Below are 21,641 nucleotides of genomic sequence, written 5' to 3' on the forward strand. Positions count from 1 at the left end.
AAAAAAAAGAGTCCTGAAAATCAGGACTCTTTTTTTATTCTTTTTTATTCATAAACAAATAATACACCGGTATTCCTAAAGCAACTATCACTAAACCTAATCCGGTATTTACAGTATCGTAAATCAATAAGGCTACACAAATAGCAGCGGTCAAAATTATATAAAGTGCCGGAATTATTGGGTAACCAAAAGCTTTATAAGGTCGTTCCGCGTCGGGTTCTTTCTTTCTTAAAATGAATATGCCATAAATGGTTAGAATATAAAACAGTAACGAAGCAAAGGTTGCATAGGTCAACAAATCGCCATACTTTCCTGATATACAAAGCAAACATGCCCAAATACATTGAAACCACAACGCTCTTTCCGGAACATCATGTTTATTCAATTGACCAGCTTTTTGGAAGAACAAATTGTCTTTCGCCATAGCATAAAACAATCTTCCACCAGATAAAACCAAACCGCTGTTACATCCGAAAGTCGATACCATAATTAATCCGGCCATCACAAAAACACCTATATTACCCATAATCATATTGGCTGCAGCAGCACCTACTCTATCTTGAGCAGCAAACATAATTCCGTTTTCAACCACTGAACCATCGGGCGTTCCTGTTAAAGGCAATAAAGCTAAATAAGCAATGTTGGCCAAAATGTATATGATGGTCACGATTAAAGTTCCTAAAAACAAACTTCTCGGAATATTCTTCTTAGGATCTTTAATTTCTCCGGCAATAAAAGTCACATTGTTCCAAGCATCGCTCGAAAATAAGGAGTTGATTATCGTAGCTCCGATAGCCCCAACTATAGCAATTCCGGTGAGTTTAGTAACGGTAACTGTCTTAGTAGTTTCATCAAAAACAGTTTTACTGGCTTCCCAAGTATTATCAAAATTACTAGAAAAAGTATCGGTACTAAAACCTATATACAAACCAAAACCTATTAAAGCGAAGAGTGCAATTAATTTGGCAGAAGTAAAAACCAGCTGAATGACTTTTCCGTTTTTAACGCCTTTAGTATTGATATAAGTTAATAAGACAACGCTAAACATCGCTAGAACTTGGCTGTTTTTAAACACAAAAGAGTCGCCTATTCGGAAAATTTCTTCTTGTAAAACCGGAAAGAAAACCGCAGTATAATTGGCGAAAGTCACTGCTACAGCAGCAATCACTCCGGTTTGGATTACGGTAAAAACCGTCCAACCATAAAGAAAAGAAGCCAGTCTTCCGTAAGCTCTTTGGATGTAAACAAATTGACCACCGGCGGTTGGCATCATTCCGGCTAACTCACCATAGCTTAAAGCGGCTGACATCGTTAACAAACCGGTAATTAACCAAGTGACCAATATCCAAGCGGCCGAACCTAAATCGCGTGCCATGTAAACCGTTACTACAAAAATACCGGATCCTATCATGGAACCGGCAACTATACTGGTGGCGTCTATTAGCCCAAGGGAACGTTTTAATTCGTGTTTTGTTTCAGACATAAAGTGTTTTTTGGTTGGTTAGTTTATCAAATATAGTGAAATAGAGAAAAGAAAATAGAACAAAGAAAAAAGACTGCTGTTGTGTTAATCGAATGCCGGCCAACTGAACACTACAACTTCTTCGCCTCTTCCCAAAATACATCCATCTCTGCGAGCGTCATATCGGCTAAAGGTTTGCCTAGTTCACCTGCTTTACTCTCGAGGTACATGAATCGCTTCATGAATTTTTTATTCGTCCGTTCCAAAGCGTCTTCAGGATTTACTTTTAGAAATCTTGCATAATTTATCATTGAAAATAAAACATCGCCAAACTCGGCTTCGATTTTATCTTGATTGCCTGCACTTACTTCGACCTGGAGCTCTTGCAATTCTTCTTGAACTTTGTCCCAAACTTGATGTGGCTCTTCCCAATCGAAGCCAACGCCTTTGACTTTGTCTTGAATTCGGCTGGCTTTGACTAAGGCCGGCAAGCTTTTCGGCACGCCTTCGAGTACTGATTTTTTACCTTCTTTTAGTTTGAGTTTTTCCCAATTTTGCTTTACTTCTTCTTCATCGGCTACAATAACATCTCCGTAAATATGGGGATGACGGTCGATTAATTTGTCACAAATACTATTCGCCACATCGGCTATGTCAAAATCATTAGTTTCGCTACCTATTTTGGCATAAAAAACGATGTGCAATAGTAAGTCGCCCAACTCTTTTTTGATTTCTTGTAAATCATTATCCAAAATAGCGTCGCCCAATTCATAAGTTTCTTCAATAGTCAAATGACGCAGACTTTCGAGGGTTTGCTTTTTGTCCCATGGACATTTTTCACGCAAATCATCCATAATATCTAGTAATCGATTGAAAGCTTCGAGTTGTTGTTGACGAGTGTTCATTTGTTGTTTTTGTTTCAAGTTTCAAGTTCTATTGCCTATTGCCTATCCTGTAAAAATAAAAAATCCTATCATTGAAATTCAACAATAGGATTTGTATTTATAAAGAAGTAATTAACTATTCTTCTTTCTTAGTTGCTTTTTTGGGTGCTTTCTTAGCTTTTACTTCTTCAACCACTTCATCTTTGATCGTTTCAGCGTTTTCCACTTTTGGCTCTTCTTTAGAAACCAAACCTTTGCCCTGAAGAATATTATACCAGTTCAACACTTTTTTAATATCCGAAGCGTAAACTCTTTCCTCGTCATAATCAGGCAGAATTTCTTTGAAGTAAGCGATTAATTTGTTGTTGTCTTCTTTGTGAGAAATGGCCGGACCTTCATTTTCTTTGATAGCAATCGCTCTCATGATATCAGCTAACGGTTTTTCTTCGCTATAGGTATACATCGAAATTTCTGAAAGCAAACTCACGTTACTTCTCATTCCAACAGTAATTTTTTTTCCGTCGATTAGTGATTCTGCTAAAAACCCGGAACGAGTTTGCAATTTCAATTCGAATAAACCCGGTTTTCCGGCAATAGCTAATATTTTTTCTACGTTCATTGTATAATTTTAATTAGGGCACAAATATAAATAATAAAAATCCCAAAGTTCAAAAAGCAAAATCCATTTTAAGTTAAAATTAATACTGTTCTTTGATTTTTATTTTTTTGGGAATTTGAATAAACTATCTTCCTTTTTTATTGGCAAATTTCATTCGGTAATCAGGGAAAGCTTTGCCATCCATTATGTTTTGCAATTTCTTCTTAATCAATGTTTTTTTTAAGGTCGAAATTTTATCTGTAAACAATACGCCTTCAATGTGGTCGTATTCATGTTGGATTACACGCGCAATCAATCCGTCAAATACTTCTGTTTTTTTGTTGAAATCCTCATCACAATATTCAATCGTAATTCTTTCATGACGGTATACATCTTCACGAACATCCGGAATGCTTAAACAACCTTCGTTAAAACCCCATTCTTCACCTTCTTCTTTCAACATTTTGGCATTGATAAAGGTTCGTTTGAAGTTTTTCAATTGCGTTTGTTCTTCTTTGGATAAATCATCGCTGTCACTGAATGGTTCGGTGTCGATTACAAATAATCGAATCGCCATACCTACTTGTGGCGCGGCCAAACCAACACCATAAGCATTGTACATCGTGTCATACATGTTGGCGATAACTTCTTTTAAGTTTGGATAATCGGGTGTTATTTCTTCTCCGACTTTTCTTAAAACAGGTTCACCATATCCGTAAATAGGAATAATCATTTTGATTTTAGATTTTGGGTTTAAGAATTTTGATTTTTGACCATCAGAATTCTTATTTTTATTTTAACGGAGCAAAAGTAACAAAATTAAATCATTTTTCGTGTCAGATAATCTTGTAGCAAGATTGTTGCGGCAATTTCATCCACCAATCCTTTATTTTGTCTTTGCTTCTTTGACAAGCCACTATCAATCATTGTTTGGAAAGCCATTTTAGATGTAAAGCGTTCATCTACTCTTTCTATTTTCATTTCTGGGAAAGCCGTAGTAAAATGGGTTACAAACTTTTCTATAATCGGTGTACTTTCCGAGGGCTGACCGTTCATTTGTTTGGGTTCACCAATCAGTACTTTAGCCACATTTTCTTTGGAAAAATAGTCTTTCAAAAAAGTAATCGCAGTTTCAGAAGGAATCGTAGTCAAACCCGATGCGATGATTTGCAACTCGTCGGTCACGGCTATTCCGGTGCGTTTCATTCCATAATCGATGGCGAGAATTCTTGGCATTCCTTTGTTATTTAGACGGTTCAAAGGTAGCCAAAACTTCCTTTTTACCTTTATGAAGCTTAAGAATATTATCTTTAATTGAATATCGGTCTGTTGCTTCCAATGCTTTTGAAAAACGGGCTTCTAAATCCATATTCGAACAAGCCATTCGGGTCATAGCCACATCGGAAAACGATAAACCAAAAGCCGAAGGCATCATGTAACTTCCCATGATTGAATTACAACCGGCGTAAGCACTAAATTTACCGTCATTTGAATTTAATTTGATAAAATGGTCTTTCTTTCCGTTTTGGTCAACAACCTTTCCATTAAGAGTTATGAGTTTCCATTTCGTTTCAGCTAAAGTAGCTTTTCCAATGGCAGGGTTTACTTTTTTGACAACAGTTTGTGATTCTATTCTATTGTTCAAATCTACAGTGGATTCGTTTTTTTGAGGAGTTTCAATAACGGCATTAGTTTCAGGTTGCTTAGCCAAAACATAGTCTGAAGCCAAATCGCCGGTTATTTTTTTTCCTAACATGTCCAATTGAGTCAAGGTGTTTTCACCTACAAAGTATTGATTAGGTCCGTTTGCTTCGTGGTCTAAAACAATAGTATTTCCGGCTTTATTCCAGGAGAAAGTTCCTTTTTGCTCAAAAATTTTATTGCCTTTTCCCAGGTATTTGGTTTTGATGTTATAAGTATTGTTCTCATTGATACAAATAATAGTTTCCAAACCTTCACAGTCTGCGCAAGGCAGAATACCCTTATAAGTTCCAATGTAATCCAGTGAGTTTTTTGCATTATGCGCCGCCACATTGTTTATCGAATCAACTTTTGTAATCGAATCTTGGTTGGACAGATTGCTATCAGTAGTCTGCTTTTGACAGCTTATAAAAAAGCTCAGAGATAGTAAAAAAAGTAATAGTCTTGCTTTCATAAGCTTACAGATTCAAAATGTTAAATTGGTTGAAGCAAACTTACTTATTCTAGCAACTAGTAATAAGAATTTAACATTTTTTTGATACAATAACCTATCAAATAAATGCTTTGTTACTTTCTAAAATTGAAACTATCTTTGCTAAAATTCAAAAACATGACAACACTACAACATACCATTGAAAAAGCATGGGATAACCGTGCTTTACTACAAGAAGAAAACACTACAAATGCCATCAGAGAAGTTATCGCTTTATTAGATGCCGGAACTTTGAGAGTTGCGGAACCAATAGCAGATGGTTGGCAAGTAAACGAATGGGTAAAAAAAGCCGTAGTGATGTATTTTCCAATCCAAAAAATGGAAACTTGGGAAGCCGGAATTTTTGAATACCACGACAAAATGTTACTAAAAACAGATTATGCCGAAAAAGGAATTCGTGTTGTACCACCGGCTACGGCTCGTTATGGCGCATACATTTCTAAAGGCGTAATCTTGATGCCAAGTTATGTAAACATCGGCGCTTATGTTGATGAAGGAACCATGGTGGATACTTGGGCAACAGTTGGAAGTTGTGCCCAAATCGGGAAAGATGTTCACCTTTCGGGTGGCGTTGGAATCGGTGGTGTTTTAGAACCATTACAAGCTGCTCCGGTTATTATTGAAGATGGCGCTTTTATTGGTTCAAGATGTATTGTTGTAGAAGGCGTTCACGTGGGTAAAGAAGCGGTTCTTGGTGCCAATGTTTGTCTGACGGCATCCACCAAAATCATCGACGTTACCGGAAGCGAACCGATAGAATACAAAGGATTTGTTCCGGCGCGTTCTGTAGTTATTCCTGGAAGTTACACTAAATCTTTTGCCGCTGGCGATTATCAAGTGCCTTGCGCTTTAATTATAGGAACCAGAAAGCCTTCAACCGATTTAAAAACGTCTCTTAACAATGCGTTGCGAGAATATGATGTAGCTGTTTAATTTTAATTTTTTTTAAGTAAAAATATTTCATACGCTATGAGTTTGTTGCCAATTTTGCAAGCTCATAGATTTTTTTTATTTGTTTTTCCTGAAAGTGATTTTCAATAATATGCTGCCTTCCGTTTCTTCCCATTTCTTTAGCTTTAACGGGATTTTCAAGAAGTTGCATCATAAAATCCGCCATTGCATTCTCCTCTTTTTCTTCTACTAAAAAGCCCGTTTTCCCATGAATAACGGCTTCTTTTATTCCACCGTGAAGCGTACTCACAACCGGTAAAGCTGCGGCACTTGCTTCTAAAATTCCAAGCGGCGTTCCTTCCATATCACCATTGGAAGCCGTAATAGAATGTTGTACAAACGCCAATGAATTACTCATTAAATCGGCAATTTCATTAGAATTAAGAACGCCTGTAAAATTTACTGAATTTGAGATATTTAATTCATCTACTAATTTTTGACATTCCTCATACAGCCCTGTTTTTCCACCAACCATAACCAATTTGGCTTCAGGAAATTTCTGTAATGCTTTGTTGAATGCCCGAATAGTATACAATGGTCCTTTTTTTTCTGTAAATCTCCCTACGGCTAAAAAAGTATTGACGTTATTATTCTCGTCATTTGGTTTAAACTTTGAAACGTCTACTCCATAAGGAATAAGTTTTAGCTTTTCTGGAATTGCTCCTAGAGCGATTAACTTATTTTTCATGACTTCTGAAACTGCAATCGTGAAAGAGGCATATTCAAACATGCTTTTATACTTCTTTTTGTATTCGTTCAAAAGTTTTTTATCAGTAGCATCATGTCCGTGAAAAATGACCAATAAAGGAATGTTCAATGCTTTACAAATTGGCGCCATGTGTGCGCCGGGCATCCCATAATTAGCTAGAACAACTTCAATTTTATTGTCTTTTAAATATTTTTTTACAGCATAATTTCCGAAAAAGTTATTTCTCCCCAAAAACACTTTAAGGACTTTGTGCAAAGCCCATAAAAATTTTGAAGTTAGCATCGTTCCATCTTCTTTTTTCTCAGGAAGTCGTCCGCTATGAATAGTGTAAACATCAGCCCAATTTTTAAAACCCGCAATTTGATCGCGAATAAATGTTTCAGAATAGGCATTTCTACTGGAACGTGTTATACAAATACGCATCGTTTTTGAATTTAATTAAAGATTAGATTCGATACCAATTGGTGTTTTGATTACTTTATTTTTTCGAGTATTCTCTCTGATGGCGTAATTCTTCTTCCAAGTTTCTTGGTTTACATAACCGCGTTTGTGGTCTAGATGAACGCAAATAGCCGAATACCTGATTTGTTTTGATTTCAAACCTTTGTTGAACAATCTTTCGCCCAATTCTCTGTCTTGACCACCATATTGCATTTCTTGATTGAAACCGTTTACCTCAATTAAATCTTGTTTCCAACCGGATGAATTGTGTCCGTTCCAAGAAGCGTTTGTTGGTGTAATAAAGTTTAAAATTTTCGAACTTAATCCTGAAGCTAAAAACTTTACATTCTTGAAACCAGCGGGTAATCCGTTGGCTTTTAACCAATTTAAATCAAAACAATTCTGTTCAATAATATCTTGTTTTGTGATAGCTTTAGAAATATCCATTGGCAACTTAAAATAACCACCTGACAGAAAATATCCTTTTTCTCTAAAGTTGTTATGAACCGCAACAAAATCTTTTCTTGGAATACAATCACCGTCTGTAAAAATTAGATAATCAGCCTGAGAGGCCAAAATAGCTTTGTTGAGAATTTGTGATTTTTGAAAACCGTTATCTTCTTGCCAAACGTGAACAATCGGAATGTCAATTTCCTTTCTCAATCTGTCAATAAGCGTTTTGGTGGCGTCTCTGGAACCGTCATCGGCAATTATAATTTCGAAATCGCGATAGGTTTGCACACTGAAACCTAAAATAACTTTTTCAAGCCATTCCTCAGAATTATAAGTACTAAATATGACTGATATTTCCATTTCTTATATTTTTCGTTGCAAAATTACACTTTTATGACTTAACAATTCCGGTGGAAATCCAAGTAATATTATTCTTTTTATTGAATTTTCTAACTGAAAGATTAAATTTGATTTTTTCAGGATTGACATAATTTCGGGCATGATCCAAATGAACACAGATCGCAGAATACCTTATTTGCTTAGACAATAAGCCGTTATTAAATAATCGTTCACCCATTTCTCTATCTTCACCGCCATATGCTAACAATTCATTGAATCCGTTAATCGCTAAAATATCCGATTTATAACCTGATGAATTGTGTCCGTTCCAAGAACGTTTGGTTGGTGTAATCCAATTCATAAAAGCAGCAATAGTCTTGTTATTCGTAAGTTTTGTGACTTTAAAATTAATTTTTAAGCCTTGTTTTTTTAACCAAGAAATTTTAAAACAATTTTGATTTATAATTTCTTCATCCGAAATAGATTTAGAAATTGACATTTGAAGTTTAAAATAACCACCCGACAAAAAATAACCAATTTCTTTATGTTTCAGATGATTAGCCACAAAATCTTTCCTTGGTATACAATCACCGTCAGTAAATAATAAATAATCGGTATTTGACTTTTGAATGGCTTGATTGAGAATGATGCATTTTCTGAATCCTTTATCTTCATGCCAAACATGAATAATTGGATGTTCAAATTTATGCTGAAACTGTTCAATTACACTTTTAGTTTTGTGGGTTGAACCGTCGTCTGCTACTATAATTTCAAAATCATTCTCTGTTTGAATAGAATAGCCGAGTAACACTTTGTGCAACCATTCTTCTGCATTATAGGTAGAGATAATTATAGACAACTTCATACCATACAAACATAAAGAATAAATTGGATTTTGAGCAAAAGTTGTACTATCGTTTTAGGACATTAAAAAAAAAACTAATTTTACCAAAAATACAACGATCAACCACAAAACAAATGACTAATCAATCGGACCTTAATTTTGAAATAGATGTAGTAATTTTATGGGTTGACGGAAGTGATGAAAACCATATCAAGAAATTATCTCAATATATTGAAAATAAATCTTTATTAGATAAAAAAGGATTTCTGACCCGGTATTTGCAAGTTGATGAAATTGAATATTGTGTGAAATCAATAAAACGGTTTGCGCCTTATGTCCGAAATATTTATATCATTACAGACAATCAAATCCCATCATTTTTAAAAAATCAACAAAATCAATCGGAATTTGAAAACGTAAAAATCATTGACCACAAAGTCATTTTTAAAGGATTTGAACAGTATTTACCAACATTTAACTGTTATCCAATTGAAACAATGATGACGAAAATTCCCGATTTAGCTGAACATTTTATCTATTTTAATGATGATATGTTTATTATCAAAGAAACAAAACCGACTGATTTTTTTACAACAAAAGGATTTCCAGTTTTAAGAGGAAAATGGTCCAATTTTGACACTAATTCTTTCAAAGAATTCTTGAGGAAAATTGGCATCAAAAAAAGACGTATCTCAAAAGTTACTTATAAAAAGTCACAGGAAAATTCGGCAAAAATTCTTGGAATGAAACAATATTTAAAAGTAAGCCATACACCTTTCCCAATGCGAAAATCTACTTTTAACGATTATCTGGATAAAAATACTGATATTATGGTCAATAGTATCAAACACCGTTTTAGAGATTCGTCCCATTTTATGATTCAGTTACATGCTGCGCATTTGGAAATCTTGAACAATACCTGTGAACTGAAAAAAAACTATAAATTGGTACATTTTGGTTCTACAGAAAAATCGATGTTGTGGATAAAATTAAAGTTGTTTTTGACTGAAAAAGACCAAAACAAATTGTTCCTAAACATTCAAAGTTTGGACTTGTATCCCGAAGAAAAACTCAACTATATTCTAAATTGGCTCGATAAATTATTACAAAAAAACAAAGATGAATCTTAACGAAGAAGTACACAAAGCTTTTGAAGTCATCCAAAATGGTGGCATCATCTTGTATCCGACCGACACCGTTTGGGGAATCGGTTGCGATGCTACCAATGCGGAAGCCGTGAAAAAAATCTATGCCTTAAAACAACGTGAAGAAACCAAAAGCATGATTGTATTGATGAATGGCGAAAAAATGATGTACAACGTCTTTAAAGACATACCGGAAGTCGCTTGGCAGATATTGGATTTATCCGAAAAACCTACAACCTTAATTCTTGATAATCCGAGAAATGTTGCCGCAAATGTTATCGCTGAAGACAAAACCCTTGGTGTGCGAATCGTTAAAGAACCGTTTTGCTTTAAACTGATGGAACGAATGAAAAAACCCTTAGTTTCTACATCAGCAAATATTTCGGGCATGTTTACCCCAAAATCTTTTAAAGAAATAAGCTCCGAAATTATAAATGGTGTTGACTATGTAGTAAATTTGCACCACGAAAAAATTTGCGATAAACCGTCAACAATTATTAAGTTAACTAGTGATAGCCAGGTGAAGATTATTAGAAAATAGTATTGACCGCAAATTCGCAAATTATTTTGAAATAAAATGGACGACTATTTATACAAGGACGAAAGTTATTCAATAGTTGGAATACTATACGAAGTACATAAAAACCTTGGAAAAGGATTTTCTGAAATTGTATATAAAGATGCCGTTGAATATGAATTTCAATTGTAAAATATACCTTATGAAAGAGAAAAAGAGTTTGCCGTTGCTTATAAGAACACGACACTAAAACATAAATTTTATGCTGACTTTGTAATATATGGAGAAATTATTCTAGAAATAAAAACAGTAGAATGTTTTAATAGTGCCCATTATAATCAATGTATTAACTATTTAAAAGTTTCAGGAAATCAATTAGCGATTCTTGCAAATTTCAATTTAATCTCTTTAGAATACAAACGCATAATAAATTCAAAAAAATAATTTGCGAATTTACGGTAAAACTTATGAATTACACCAAAGCCTTAGAAAATCCGATATTTAAAATTATAGCACAAGCAAGTCAAGAACTCAATCTGGAAAGTTATGTCATTGGCGGCTTTGTTCGTGACTATTTATTGCAACGCGATTTCAAAAAGGACATTGATATAGTTGCGGTTGGTTCCGGAATTGATTTGGCGCTGAAAGTTTCTCAATTGTTACCCAACAAACCCAAAGTACAAGTTTTCAAAAACTATGGCACGGCGATGTTGCGTTACAAAGAAATCGATATTGAATTCGTTGGCGCTCGAAAAGAAAGTTATACCCATGACAGCCGAAATCCTTTAGTAGAAAACGGAACGCTTGAAGACGACCAAAACCGTCGTGATTTCACGATTAATACGTTGGCTTTTTCTTTGAATCTCAATAATTACGGTGCATTGGTTGACCCGTTTGATGGTTTAACCGATTTGAAAAACAAACTCATCAAAACGCCCTTAAACCCTGATATTACTTATTCTGATGATCCTTTGCGAATGATGAGAGCGATTCGTTTTGCAACGCAATTGAACTTTACCATTGAAGAAAAATCATTGCAGGCCATTACTGATAACAAAGACCGAATCAAAATCATTTCCGGGGAAAGAATTGTAGACGAATTGAACAAAATTCTTGAAACACCGAAGCCGTCGATTGGCTTTTTACATTTATACAAAACCGGCTTACTCGAGTTCATTTTACCCGAATTGACTGCGCTCAACAACGTAGAAGAAATCGAAGGTCATACCCATAAAAATAACTTTTATCACACTTTAGAAGTGGTAGATAATATTTGCCCGAATACAGACGATGTTTGGTTGCGCTGGGCAGCTTTGTTGCACGACATTGGCAAAGCGCCAACGAAACGCTTCAATAAGAAACAAGGTTGGACTTTCCACGGACACGAATTTTTAGGCGGTAAAATGGTGAAGAAAATCTTTGAGAGATTGCACATGCCCTTGAACCAAAAGATGAAATTTGTCCAAAAAATGGTGATGTTAAGTTCAAGACCAATCGTATTGTCGGAAGACATTGTTACCGATTCGGCTGTACGTCGGTTAGTATTTGATGCGGGTGAAGATGTGGATAATTTGATGACGTTATGCGAAGCAGATATTACAACTAAGAATCCAACCAAGTTTAAAAAATACCATAACAATTTCGACATAGTCCGTCGGAAGATTGTTGAAGTAGAAGAACGAGACCACGTGCGTAATTTTCAACCGCCAATCTCAGGAGAAGAAATTATGGAACTGTTTAATTTACAACCTTCCAGAGAAATTGGCATTTTAAAAGAAGCGGTGAAAGAAGCTATTTTGGAAGGAGAAATTCCGAATGAATACCAAGCCGCATACAATTTTATTTTGGCTAAAGCCGAGAAAATGGGATTAAAAAAAACAACATAAATTGGCACTAGATTAACTTTTGTTGAAATCAGAATTCAACTTTCAACCATTAATTTTGTATAATATTTTAAATAAAGTGAAAAAAGACAAATCAGTCATTTATTGGCTACTTTCCGGTTGTATTTTGGTGTTTGTTATGGTAGTCGTTGGCGGCATTACTCGTTTAACGAATTCGGGTTTATCAATGACCGATTGGCATTTAGTAACCGATACTTTTCCGCCGATGAGTGAAGAAAAATGGCAACAAGCTTTTGAGGCTTACAAACAATTTCCGGAGTATCAAAAAATCAACATTCACTACGATTTTCAGTTGGAAGACTATAAATTCATTTACTTCTGGGAATGGTTTCATCGTTTTATCGGAAGGATTATCGGTTTGGTTTTTATAATACCTTTCCTTTATTTCTTAATCAAAAAGCGAATTGACAAAGCCACTTTGCAGAAATGTTTCATTCTACTCGGAATGGGTGCTTTGCAAGGTTTCTTTGGTTGGTTTATGGTGAAAAGTGGTTTGGTTGACCATCCTGATGTGAGTCATTTTCGTTTGGCCTTGCACTTGACTTTTGCTTTCATCACTTTTGCTTACACACTTTGGGTAGCCTTAGATTTGATATATCCTGAAAGAAAAGAAGTCATTTTACCTTTAAAGAAATGGGGCAGAATTACAATGTTCTTCTTAATCGTTCAAATCATCTACGGTGGTTTCGTTGCAGGATTAAACGCAGGATTATTGCACAACCATTGGCCACTGATGAGTGACGGACAGTTTTTTCACGATAGTATTAAGTTGGAATACGACAGTTGGTTATTGCGTTTCACTGAAGGCAAAAGCGGTGTGCAATTTGTTCACCGAACAATGGCTTATGTAGTCGTTGGATTGATTTTATATTTGTATTTCAAAAGTCGGAAATATACACTTTCAGCCCAACAAACCAAAGGATTAAATTCGTTGGTCGTATTGGTTTTTGTTCAGTTTGCTTTAGGGGTTTTCACTTTGTTGTATGCTGTTCCGATTTGGTTGGGATTGACGCATCAAGTGATGGCTTTCTTTTTATTGTCCGCAATGACTTATACATTACATCGCTTTTCTAAATAATTACGCTTACCAGACTATATTGTCGCAGTTACCTAGTTTACCAACTTAAATGTCTAAACTTACCGCACAGGATAAATTTTTAGATTTATCTGATTATGGAAGATCTTTCGGGAGATTTTTTGCCAATCAATTAAAAGATACTCGCTTTACGCCTATTCATGTAACCTTACTTTTTGGGCTTTCCGGATTGATTGCGATTTATTGCATTTTGGAACAGCATTTTTTTCTCGCCGGTTTTTTCATTCTCTTAAAATCCGTAATTGATGCAGCTGATGGTGAATTGGCCCGATTAAAAAACACGCCTTCTTATTCGGGAAGATATTTAGACAGTGTGTTTGACATTATATTAAACTTCATGTTTTTAATGGCAATTTGTTATGTTTCTGAAACCTCAATTTGGTTTACGATTTTGGCTTTTATTGGACTTCAATTACAAGGCACTTTGTATAATTACTACTATGTGATTTTGCGAAATAAATCAGTTGGCGGAGATAGTACCAGCAAAATTTTCGAATACAAAACACCTAAAGCTTTACCTGGAGAAACCCAAAAATCGGTCAATATCTTGTTTGGGATTTACCAAATTGTTTATGGAACATTTGACAAAATTATTCATGCTTTGGATCCAGAAGCCTATAAAGTCAAAACTTTTCCAAACTGGTTTATGACTTTACTTTCTTTATACGGATTAGGCTTTCAGTTGTTAATCATCGCTGTGATGTTACCAATGGGTGGCATTGAATTAATCATCCCCTTCTTTATTGCTTACACTTTGTTGGTTCTTGCCTTAATTGGAATACGAAAAGTTTTTATACAATAAAATTATTTAAGCTTACCTTTCTCTAAAATAAACAGCACGCTTCAAATTAGTAAACCTTTACAAAAGTTAAGAAATTTCTACTATCATAAAAAATACTATTCTTGTGCACTTCTATCGGAAAAAATAAGATTAAGGCTATATTAGAATGATCAAAACCCTAAAACCACTTATTTCATTATAAAACAACACTTTAACAACAACAAACTAAAAATCCTAAAGATTGCGTCTAAAAATTGCAATCGATTACATATTTAAAATTGTTTATGAAAAAAAACAGATAATTTATTTAAGTTGTTAATTTTTTATTATGTTTGTAATCGATTACACTCCATAAAAAATTTAATGATAAAAAATAAAACCCCAAAGCAAACATTACTCTTTAAATTTTATGCAATCGATTACATAAATTATAAATGATGAAAAAAATAATTACTTTATTAAATCTATTTTGCTGTATTTATATTAGTGAGGCTCAAGTGGGGATAAACACATCTACACCAAGTAACGCAGCTGTTCTTGAACTAAACAGTTATTACAGTGCCACAAAATATGGAGGTTTTATGCCACCGAGAGTAACTGAGGCACAGCGGAATTTAATACCGGTCACAGCAGCAGATGATGGATTGATAGCTTATGTTAGCTTTCCTAATGGAGATAGATGTTTACAACTATATGATGGTGTGACTTCAACTTGGGAAAGTATAAAATGTGTCACGCCACCGCCACCGCCGGTAGTTGTTTTTTTTGAACCAATAAACAACGCTACTAGCACTACATTAGCTACAGCTTACACCGGTTACAGTAATTATCCTACCTGTACTTTCACAAGACCTTATGGTTCAACTGCTGCATCGGTTAACAATACATCACCATCCAATGCAACTATTACTACTGCTTCCGGAACCGGAAACTTCTACTTTCAACCATCTGCTAATAGATCTGTTGCAATTGGAAATATAAATTTAACTAGTCACACAGGTCCGTTAACATTATCTGTATTGATTTTTAAATCTACTCAAGCTTCTACCGGCTCAGAACTTCTAATTGAATATTACAATGGAAGTACATTAATCAATGTTAGTGTAACAAATCTTCCAACAGGTGCAGGTACTGAAAATAAATGGTATGAAAGAACATTGTCGACAACTGTCCCAAATACTATTTCTGAAATTCGCTTTTCAGTGACTAGCACAAATACTTGTGAGTTTAGGATTGATGACATTAAAATTACCAAGCCTTAAAGTATTATCACAATTTTGGTTATTTAGTTTGAATATTTGGAAATATAATTAACAGCGTTATTTCCATAAAAAAAGTCCCGATTGATTCGGGACTTTTTTTATGCTTTTTTCTTGGTTTTAATTGAACAACCTATTGCTTTTGTAGTAGCCGGCATAGGATCGGTTCCATTGTCTAAAGCCCTGATTGCATTTTCAAGATACTTCTCTTTTACAGCAGACGGATCATCAGTGTTGTCATCGATAGCTCCTATGTATTTTACAATTAAATTTTTATCTAATAAAAATACGTGAGGCGTTTTAGTTGCTCCATATTGTGGATAAATCTTTTGCCCTTCATCTACTAAATAAGGAAAAGCAAATCCTTTTTCTTTAGCTTTTGCTTGCATCAAATCAAATGTATCGGCAGGTTGTGCTTCAGGATCATTTGGATTAATAGCTAATAGGACGTAGCCTTTTGAGGTGTATTTTTTAGCCAAAGCATTGATTCGATCCTCATATTTAATAGCGAATGGACAAGTGTTACAGGTAAAAACAATAATAAAGCCTTTGGCATCTTTGTAATCGGCCATGCTGTACATTTTGCCGTCAACGGACTTCAATTTGAAATCGGTGGCTTTGTCTCCTGGCTGGTAACCACCGGAAACCATACTATCTCCGGCAAACAAAGTGCTGAAGAATACAATTAATAAGGGTAAAAATTTCATAATGAATTAATTTAGATTGATAAATGAGTTAACATAGTCATTGAGTTCGGTAAAATTTTCAAATTCGTGCTCGGCAAATAATTTCTTTTTACCATGTATAATTAGTGTTGCCGGAATTGCACCCGACCAATCTTTGTCTATTTTAGACAACCAAGTATTATAATCTTTGTCGCTCAATAATAAAACCTCAGCAGTTATTTTTTTTCTTTCCACAAATGGTACAAGCTTTTTTTCCAAATCCTTTTGGCTATCGAGACTGACCAAAATAACTTTTACTTTTTTATTATCAGTATGTAGCTTTTCAAAATAAGGTAATTCTTTGATACAAGGTGCGCACCAAGTCGCCCAAAAATTAATTACATAAACCGTATCGTTTTCTTTGATAACAGCTTTTTCAAAACTATCAAACTTCTCATAAACCATTATTTGTGCCAATGAAGTGTTGGCGAATGTCAGCGTAAAAAAGATTGATAATATGTAAAGCAACTTCATAATAAGCGATTAAGCATAACGAAGTTAATGAGTTAGTGGTTTGATTGGAATTTACTTAACAAAAATTTATCAACTTTAACATGGCCAAGCATACATCGGATCGGTACAAGCTTCCAATAGTCAAAACAATCTTCTTTTAGTTTTCAAGATCAAAGACAATAATAATCAAAATCTTACGTTTACTTTAAAACGTTTAAACTTGAGGTCATATGATTAAGCCATTTCATCTTTTTTTCTTGCTATTTCCTTTTATTCTATTTTCTCAAAATCAAAGTCAGTATCCGGATGTCATCATTGATTCCTATAACAGTTCGACCAAAACAAAAAACTCTTTTTATGGCGGTTCAAAAATCCCCTCTAAGAGAATAGTAGTCTCTTTAGATTCGCTTTTCTATAAAAACGACTGTTTTATAAGTTTACCAAAAGGTAGCTATGTAATCGTTGGATTTACAGACAATTACATTATCGATGCACCTAATCAGAATGATATTTTTATTGAAGAAGTTGGCGGTGCTGGAGAATATGCTGATGTGTTTGTAAGTTCAGATAATGTGGAATATTCGTTTTTAGGAGTAGCTGGCAATGGTAGTGTTAATGAATTTGATTTGGCCAAAATCAATTATAAAAAACAAGTTAAGTACATTAAAATTATTGGTAAAGACAATAAAGGTTCCTCACCGGGTTTTGACTTAGGATGTGTTTATGGATTGCCCGGAGCCAATAAATATGAAGAGGTTGTAATTCTGGAAAACGTATTATTTCAAACCAATAAATCCATTTTATTAGAAGAGTCTTTTACTTCATTAGATAAATTAGTTCACCAGCTTCAAAAAAATGAAGCCTTAAAAATAGAAATAAGAGGTCATACCGATAACATAGGTATAGAAGTCAAAAATCAGTCGCTTTCAGAACAACGTGCCAAAGCTGTTCTAAACTACCTTGTTTCAAAGGGCATTGACTCCAATCGATTTTCTTATAAAGGCTTTGGAAGTACGCAACCAATTACATCCAATGACAGTGATGAAGGACGAAAGAAAAACAGAAGAGTTGAGTTTCTAAAAACAGAGTAAAATTGTAACCTAACCCAACCATTCCTTAAAATCATTCACCCTTTCTCTTGCCACGATAATTTCATCGTCTTTGTACGTTGGCAAAATAACTTTAAGTCTGGAATTACTGTGAAGTTGAATTTCTTTAATAGCTTTCATCGGGATGATGAATTTGCGGGAAATTCGGTAGAAATCCTTCGGATCGAGTTCGGTTTCGAGTTGTTCCAAAGTATTGTCGAGCAAATAATCGCGATTGTCTGAAGTATGCAAATAAGTACCTTTGTTTTCGCTGTAAAAACATTCGACTTCCTCAATGGCAATCATCTTTAACTGCTGTCCCATTTTGATGGTGAAACGCTTTTTGTAAGTTCTGTCGATTGGGTTGACCAACATTCTTTTTATCGACTCAAAATCCAAATTAGAAACCAAACTTTTCTGAAATTGATTTTTGAATTTTGTTATTGCTATGGCTAAATCGTCTTCATCTATTGGTTTCAATAAATAATCGATACTATTTAACTTAAAAGCTCGCAACGCATATTCATCATAAGCTGTGGTAAAAATCACGGCGCTTTTGATCTCAATATTTTCAAAGATTTCAAACGACAAACCATCGGACAATTGGATATCCAAAAAAATCAAATCGGGATGCGTGTTCGAGTTGAACCAATGAATGGCTTCTTCCACAGAATGCAATAAAGTATTGACTTCCAAGCCCAATTTTTCTACTTTGCGTTGGAGTAATCTTGCGGCCGGTTTTTCGTCTTCGATGATTATAATGTTCATCCGGTTTATTTATGGATTTAGTTATTGGATTAATTAAAACTGCTTACTGTGACTGCGACAGAAAACTGAGTTATTCCCATTTATTATTCTTCTCCTTCTCCATCAATTCCTTAATCTTCTTGTCTTCCCAATCTTTGCCTAAAATCATTGTGGGTACAAAAACAGAGAATCCGTGCGCTACTAAACCGATTCCCCAAAAGATAGGTGTAGCAAAGTGCTTCCAATGAAAAAAGCTTTCAGAAGAATTTTGACCATTTACAACCAACAGGATAATGTTAATCACTACATAAACCGCAGCATGCGTATAAAATCCTTTGATTCTTTTTACTCGTTTAACCGCTTCTTGGTATTTGATTTCGTCTAAATTTTCCATGATTATTCAAATTTATTTCTTTTATTCTCTTCGTCCATATATTGTTTGATCTTTTTTTCCTCCCATTCTTTATTGAAAAACGGAAACCAATTAAAAACTTTCATGGCGTGAAAAAACAGGCCAATTCCCCAACCCATCATCGACCAAATAAACCAAAGATATTGTGGTGTGTATTTTAAATTGATAAAGATTAAAACTGCCATTACTAAAACATAAGAAGCCAAGTGACCATAAAATCCTTTAATCTCTTCTACTTGTTTTTTGGCTTTTTGATAGCGTTCAAATTCGTTATTTGTTTCCATGATTATTGCCATTTTTGTTTTTCGATTCTTTCTTTTTCTATCATCCTCTTGATGCGTTTTTGTTCCCAATTAGCCCCAAAAACTTTTTGCACCAAAAACAATTGAACCGCCTGAACTACTAAAAAGAAAGTCCAAATCCACATTACAAATTCATTAATGAATCGGATGGGCCAAAAATTAAACGGAACACCAAAATACGTTTTGGCTACATAAATTGAAATTCCAATAACATAAATAAACAAGTGAATGTAAAATTGTTTTAATTTTTGCACGCGTTCTCTAACCATTTGCTCTAAAAGTTCGTTGGCATTTTCCATGACTAACTCCATTTGTTGTTTTGATTATTTTCTTTGTTTAATATCTCTTGAATTTTCTTTTCTTCCCAAGATTTTCCGTAGCCAAAAGTTTCTAAGGCGTGAAACGTTACTCCCATTCCCCAACCTAACATTGGGAACCAAAACCATTGGAATCCACCGGTTTTTAAATTGATAAAGATTAAAAACGGAATTACACAACAGTAAGAGATCAGGTTACCGTAAAATCCTTTGAGTTTTTCTACTCTTTCTTTGGCTTTCATGTAAGCCATATTTTCGTTGTAAATATTTTTTGTTTCCATGATGACAATTTGCTTGGTTAAAATCGGAATTTTTACTTTAAAGGCCGTTTCGGTTTGATCTACTAAAACTTTTCGGGCCGAAATCAAGGCATAACGATTAACGATGTTCTGCAGTCCAACGCCTTTTCGGTCTTGCAAGACTTCTTTCTTTTGTAAATTATTCTCGACGATTAAATAATTATTTTCAATGTAAATTTTAATGTGCAGCGGTTTTTGTTCGCTCGCCACATTGTGTTTAATAGTGTTTTCTAACAAAAGTTGTAACGATAATGGCACCACCTTAGCATCGGGATTATCAAACTCGGTTGGCAATTCGTAGCTGATGCTGTTTTCAAAACGCATTTTGAGCAAGTTCATATATGTTTTAGCGAAAGTCAGTTCTTCTTCTACAGAAACCAGTTCTTTGTCTTTTTGTTCCAATACGTAACGGTAGATTTTAGACAAAGAAGTCGTAAACTTTTGCGCATTATCCGGATTCTCTTCGATTAAAGAACTCAGTACATTTAGGCTGTTAAACAAAAAGTGTGGATCGATTTGGTTTTTTAAACTTTCAAACTGTGCCGAAGCTGTTCCGGCGATTACTTTTTGCTCTTTGACTTTGTTTTCGGCGTAAGCCTTATAGAAATAAAACGCGTGAAAAGCTAAGGTAACTATTAATGTAATAATAACCGCTACTAAATAATTGGCCATATGTTCTTGACTTAAAAAAAGGTTGAACGGTGTACCTTCAACAATTACATCTTCAAAAATTCGCAATAAAAATATAACGACAATAGAATCGATGAAAGACAAGATAAAACCAATTAACAATCTTTTAGGCGTAAATCTTTCAACTTTAAAAACCTTATCCAAATAGATAAAAATAAAAGCATTAGACAAGTACAATGAAAGTCCGTAGAGCATAGTGTAACCAAAATTGACCAGCAAAGCCTGATTGAACTCCACTTTGTTTCCGGTAATCAAGCTGATCAAAACCAAAACAAAAAAGATGGTAACGGAGATGATAATCGCTCTTGGAATTTCTTTTATCAATTTTTTCATTGCTTGTTTTTTTTTAGGCTCTAAGGTACTAAGGTACTGAGGTTTTTTTTACTTAGTATATTGAAGTCTTATTACTATTTACAATTTTTCAAACTTTGTTGGGCTCTTTCCAAACCCCAATTGGGATGAAATGGAGTTTCAGGCACAAACTTTCCAAATAACGGAATGGCTGATTCTAAATCTGAACATAGTTTTTTTACATCGGCTCCGGTCCATTGGGCACCACTAATTTCAAATTCAGCTTTGCAATATACTACTCTCGGATTTTCGGGAGCAATTATTTTTGCTTTAGTGTATAATTCCATCACTTTAGGCGAATACTTCATTCCGTTGACCATGGGGTCTTGTACAATTAAAGCGGTATAAATCATCGCTTGCATTACCATCAGTTCCGGATTGTCAACACTAATCATTGAGGCAGCATCTTGGGCGTTTTGTGCTTTTTCTAATAACGCAGCTACTTTGGTTTTATTAGCCGGTTTGAAGGCTTCTGTGGTGTTGATTAAAGCTACATAGTAATTGGGTAACCAATTTGTTTTTTCTGCAGCGGCGATGCGTTCCATTAAATCAGAAGCTTCTTGTGCTTTGCCTTCTCCCCAAAGTCCGAGAGATTTGGCCATTCCTTGTTCAAACTGTGTTTGCGCTGATAATAAAGAGCAAATGAAAAAGGCGATTGTTGTGATAATTTTTGTCATGTC

The 21,641-nt window shown here is 34.6% G+C and carries 25 protein-coding genes and 1 pseudogene; 9 read left to right on the forward strand and 17 right to left on the reverse strand.

Features of this window, described 5'->3' with window-relative positions:
* Positions 1-34: 34 nt before the first annotated feature.
* The 6 genes from ACK4R1_RS09760 to ACK4R1_RS09785 all read right to left on the reverse strand — a co-directional run bounded on the left by ACK4R1_RS09760 (position 35) and on the right by ACK4R1_RS09785 (position 5,099).
* Complete coding sequence (locus ACK4R1_RS09760) at positions 35-1,483, reverse strand: APC family permease (RefSeq protein ID WP_409686337.1); 1,449 nt, start codon at positions 1,481-1,483, stop codon at positions 35-37.
* A gap of 110 nt (positions 1,484-1,593) precedes the next feature.
* Positions 1,594-2,367 (reverse strand): nucleoside triphosphate pyrophosphohydrolase, encoded by a 774-nt coding sequence (gene mazG / locus ACK4R1_RS09765; RefSeq protein WP_409686339.1) that lies wholly within the window; start codon positions 2,365-2,367, stop codon positions 1,594-1,596.
* A 115-nt stretch (positions 2,368-2,482) separates the two neighbouring features.
* Complete coding sequence (locus ACK4R1_RS09770) at positions 2,483-2,965, reverse strand: DUF5606 domain-containing protein (protein ID WP_409686341.1); 483 nt, start codon at positions 2,963-2,965, stop codon at positions 2,483-2,485.
* A gap of 124 nt (positions 2,966-3,089) precedes the next feature.
* Positions 3,090-3,677, reverse strand: coding sequence for a peptide deformylase (def, locus tag ACK4R1_RS09775; RefSeq protein WP_409686342.1), 588 nt, complete (start codon positions 3,675-3,677; stop codon positions 3,090-3,092).
* An 86-nt stretch (positions 3,678-3,763) separates the two neighbouring features.
* Positions 3,764-4,180: a Holliday junction resolvase RuvX gene (gene ruvX / locus ACK4R1_RS09780; protein ID WP_409686344.1), complete on the reverse strand. Its 417-nt coding sequence runs from the start codon at positions 4,178-4,180 to the stop codon at positions 3,764-3,766.
* Positions 4,181-4,187: 7 nt separating this feature from the next.
* Positions 4,188-5,099 (reverse strand): copper resistance protein NlpE N-terminal domain-containing protein, encoded by a 912-nt coding sequence (locus ACK4R1_RS09785; protein ID WP_409686346.1) that lies wholly within the window; start codon positions 5,097-5,099, stop codon positions 4,188-4,190.
* 156 nt (positions 5,100-5,255) lie between these two features.
* Between ACK4R1_RS09785 and ACK4R1_RS09790 the strand changes: the two genes are divergently transcribed.
* On the forward strand, positions 5,256-6,071 hold the full coding sequence (locus ACK4R1_RS09790; protein ID WP_409686348.1) for a 2,3,4,5-tetrahydropyridine-2,6-dicarboxylate N-succinyltransferase: 816 nt from the start codon (positions 5,256-5,258) through the stop codon (positions 6,069-6,071).
* Between the two features lie 34 nt (positions 6,072-6,105).
* Here the strand turns inward: ACK4R1_RS09790 and ACK4R1_RS09795 are convergent, their stop codons facing one another.
* The 3 genes from ACK4R1_RS09795 to ACK4R1_RS09805 are packed head-to-tail and all read right to left on the reverse strand — an operon-like array spanning position 6,106 to position 8,896.
* Positions 6,106-7,221: a glycosyltransferase gene (locus tag ACK4R1_RS09795; RefSeq protein WP_409686349.1), complete on the reverse strand. Its 1,116-nt coding sequence runs from the start codon at positions 7,219-7,221 to the stop codon at positions 6,106-6,108.
* 15 nt (positions 7,222-7,236) lie between these two features.
* Positions 7,237-8,052: a glycosyltransferase family 2 protein gene (locus ACK4R1_RS09800; protein ID WP_409686351.1), complete on the reverse strand. Its 816-nt coding sequence runs from the start codon at positions 8,050-8,052 to the stop codon at positions 7,237-7,239.
* A 31-nt stretch (positions 8,053-8,083) separates the two neighbouring features.
* A complete protein-coding gene (locus tag ACK4R1_RS09805) occupies positions 8,084-8,896 on the reverse strand; it encodes a glycosyltransferase family 2 protein (protein WP_409686353.1) in 813 nt (270 codons plus the stop codon).
* Positions 8,897-9,009: 113 nt separating this feature from the next.
* Here ACK4R1_RS09805 and ACK4R1_RS09810 point away from each other — a divergent pair, with 113 nt between their 5' ends.
* From ACK4R1_RS09810 to ACK4R1_RS09840, 7 genes and pseudogenes are all read left to right on the forward strand, one after another.
* Entirely contained in the window at positions 9,010-10,005 is a 996-nt protein-coding gene (locus tag ACK4R1_RS09810) for a stealth family protein (protein WP_409686355.1), read from the forward strand.
* The gene (locus tag ACK4R1_RS09815; RefSeq protein WP_409686357.1) at positions 9,995-10,561 is read left to right on the forward strand and encodes an L-threonylcarbamoyladenylate synthase; all 567 of its coding nucleotides are present in this window, start codon (positions 9,995-9,997) and stop codon (positions 10,559-10,561) included. Before ACK4R1_RS09810 ends, ACK4R1_RS09815 begins: the two co-directional genes overlap by 11 nt.
* A 36-nt stretch (positions 10,562-10,597) precedes the next feature.
* Positions 10,598-10,981, forward strand: a pseudogene (locus ACK4R1_RS09820) (GxxExxY protein).
* A gap of 23 nt (positions 10,982-11,004) precedes the next feature.
* A complete protein-coding gene (locus ACK4R1_RS09825) occupies positions 11,005-12,423 on the forward strand; it encodes a CCA tRNA nucleotidyltransferase (RefSeq protein ID WP_409686359.1) in 1,419 nt (472 codons plus the stop codon).
* Positions 12,424-12,499: 76 nt separating this feature from the next.
* Positions 12,500-13,519, forward strand: a complete 1,020-nt coding sequence (locus tag ACK4R1_RS09830) for a COX15/CtaA family protein (RefSeq protein WP_409686616.1) — start codon at positions 12,500-12,502, stop codon at positions 13,517-13,519.
* Between the two features lie 49 nt (positions 13,520-13,568).
* Positions 13,569-14,339 (forward strand): CDP-alcohol phosphatidyltransferase family protein, encoded by a 771-nt coding sequence (locus tag ACK4R1_RS09835; RefSeq protein ID WP_409686360.1) that lies wholly within the window; start codon positions 13,569-13,571, stop codon positions 14,337-14,339.
* Positions 14,340-14,752: 413 nt separating this feature from the next.
* Positions 14,753-15,580: a hypothetical protein gene (locus tag ACK4R1_RS09840; RefSeq protein ID WP_409686361.1), complete on the forward strand. Its 828-nt coding sequence runs from the start codon at positions 14,753-14,755 to the stop codon at positions 15,578-15,580.
* A 98-nt stretch (positions 15,581-15,678) separates the two neighbouring features.
* Here ACK4R1_RS09840 and ACK4R1_RS09845 read toward each other — a convergent pair whose 3' ends face one another.
* Positions 15,679-16,284 carry a thioredoxin family protein gene (locus ACK4R1_RS09845; protein ID WP_409686363.1) on the reverse strand — a complete coding sequence of 202 codons (606 nt, stop codon included), beginning with the start codon at positions 16,282-16,284 and terminating at the stop codon, positions 15,679-15,681.
* Between the two features lie 6 nt (positions 16,285-16,290).
* Positions 16,291-16,776, reverse strand: a complete 486-nt coding sequence (locus ACK4R1_RS09850; protein ID WP_409686365.1) for a TlpA family protein disulfide reductase — start codon at positions 16,774-16,776, stop codon at positions 16,291-16,293.
* A gap of 209 nt (positions 16,777-16,985) precedes the next feature.
* Between ACK4R1_RS09850 and ACK4R1_RS09855 the strand changes: the two genes are divergently transcribed.
* Entirely contained in the window at positions 16,986-17,846 is an 861-nt protein-coding gene (locus tag ACK4R1_RS09855; protein ID WP_409686367.1) for an OmpA family protein, read from the forward strand.
* A gap of 9 nt (positions 17,847-17,855) precedes the next feature.
* Here the strand turns inward: ACK4R1_RS09855 and ACK4R1_RS09860 are convergent, their stop codons facing one another.
* The 6 genes from ACK4R1_RS09860 to ACK4R1_RS09885 form a co-directional block, all read right to left on the reverse strand.
* Positions 17,856-18,611, reverse strand: a complete 756-nt coding sequence (locus tag ACK4R1_RS09860) for a LytR/AlgR family response regulator transcription factor (RefSeq protein WP_409686369.1) — start codon at positions 18,609-18,611, stop codon at positions 17,856-17,858.
* A 70-nt stretch (positions 18,612-18,681) separates the two neighbouring features.
* Positions 18,682-18,984, reverse strand: coding sequence for a 2TM domain-containing protein (locus ACK4R1_RS09865; protein ID WP_409686370.1), 303 nt, complete (start codon positions 18,982-18,984; stop codon positions 18,682-18,684).
* A gap of 2 nt (positions 18,985-18,986) precedes the next feature.
* The gene (locus ACK4R1_RS09870) at positions 18,987-19,286 is read right to left on the reverse strand and encodes a 2TM domain-containing protein (RefSeq protein WP_409686372.1); all 300 of its coding nucleotides are present in this window, start codon (positions 19,284-19,286) and stop codon (positions 18,987-18,989) included.
* A 2-nt stretch (positions 19,287-19,288) separates the two neighbouring features.
* Positions 19,289-19,615, reverse strand: coding sequence for a 2TM domain-containing protein (locus ACK4R1_RS09875; RefSeq protein WP_409686373.1), 327 nt, complete (start codon positions 19,613-19,615; stop codon positions 19,289-19,291).
* A complete protein-coding gene (locus ACK4R1_RS09880) occupies positions 19,606-20,943 on the reverse strand; it encodes a 2TM domain-containing protein (RefSeq protein WP_409686375.1) in 1,338 nt (445 codons plus the stop codon). Before ACK4R1_RS09880 ends, ACK4R1_RS09875 begins: the two co-directional genes overlap by 10 nt.
* Before the next feature lie 74 nt (positions 20,944-21,017).
* The gene (locus ACK4R1_RS09885) at positions 21,018-21,638 is read right to left on the reverse strand and encodes a hypothetical protein (protein ID WP_409686377.1); all 621 of its coding nucleotides are present in this window, start codon (positions 21,636-21,638) and stop codon (positions 21,018-21,020) included.
* Positions 21,639-21,641: the final 3 nt, after the last annotated feature.

It is taken from the genome of Flavobacterium sp. (genome assembly GCF_046293665.1).
GTDB lineage: Bacteria > Bacteroidota > Bacteroidia > Flavobacteriales > Flavobacteriaceae > Flavobacterium.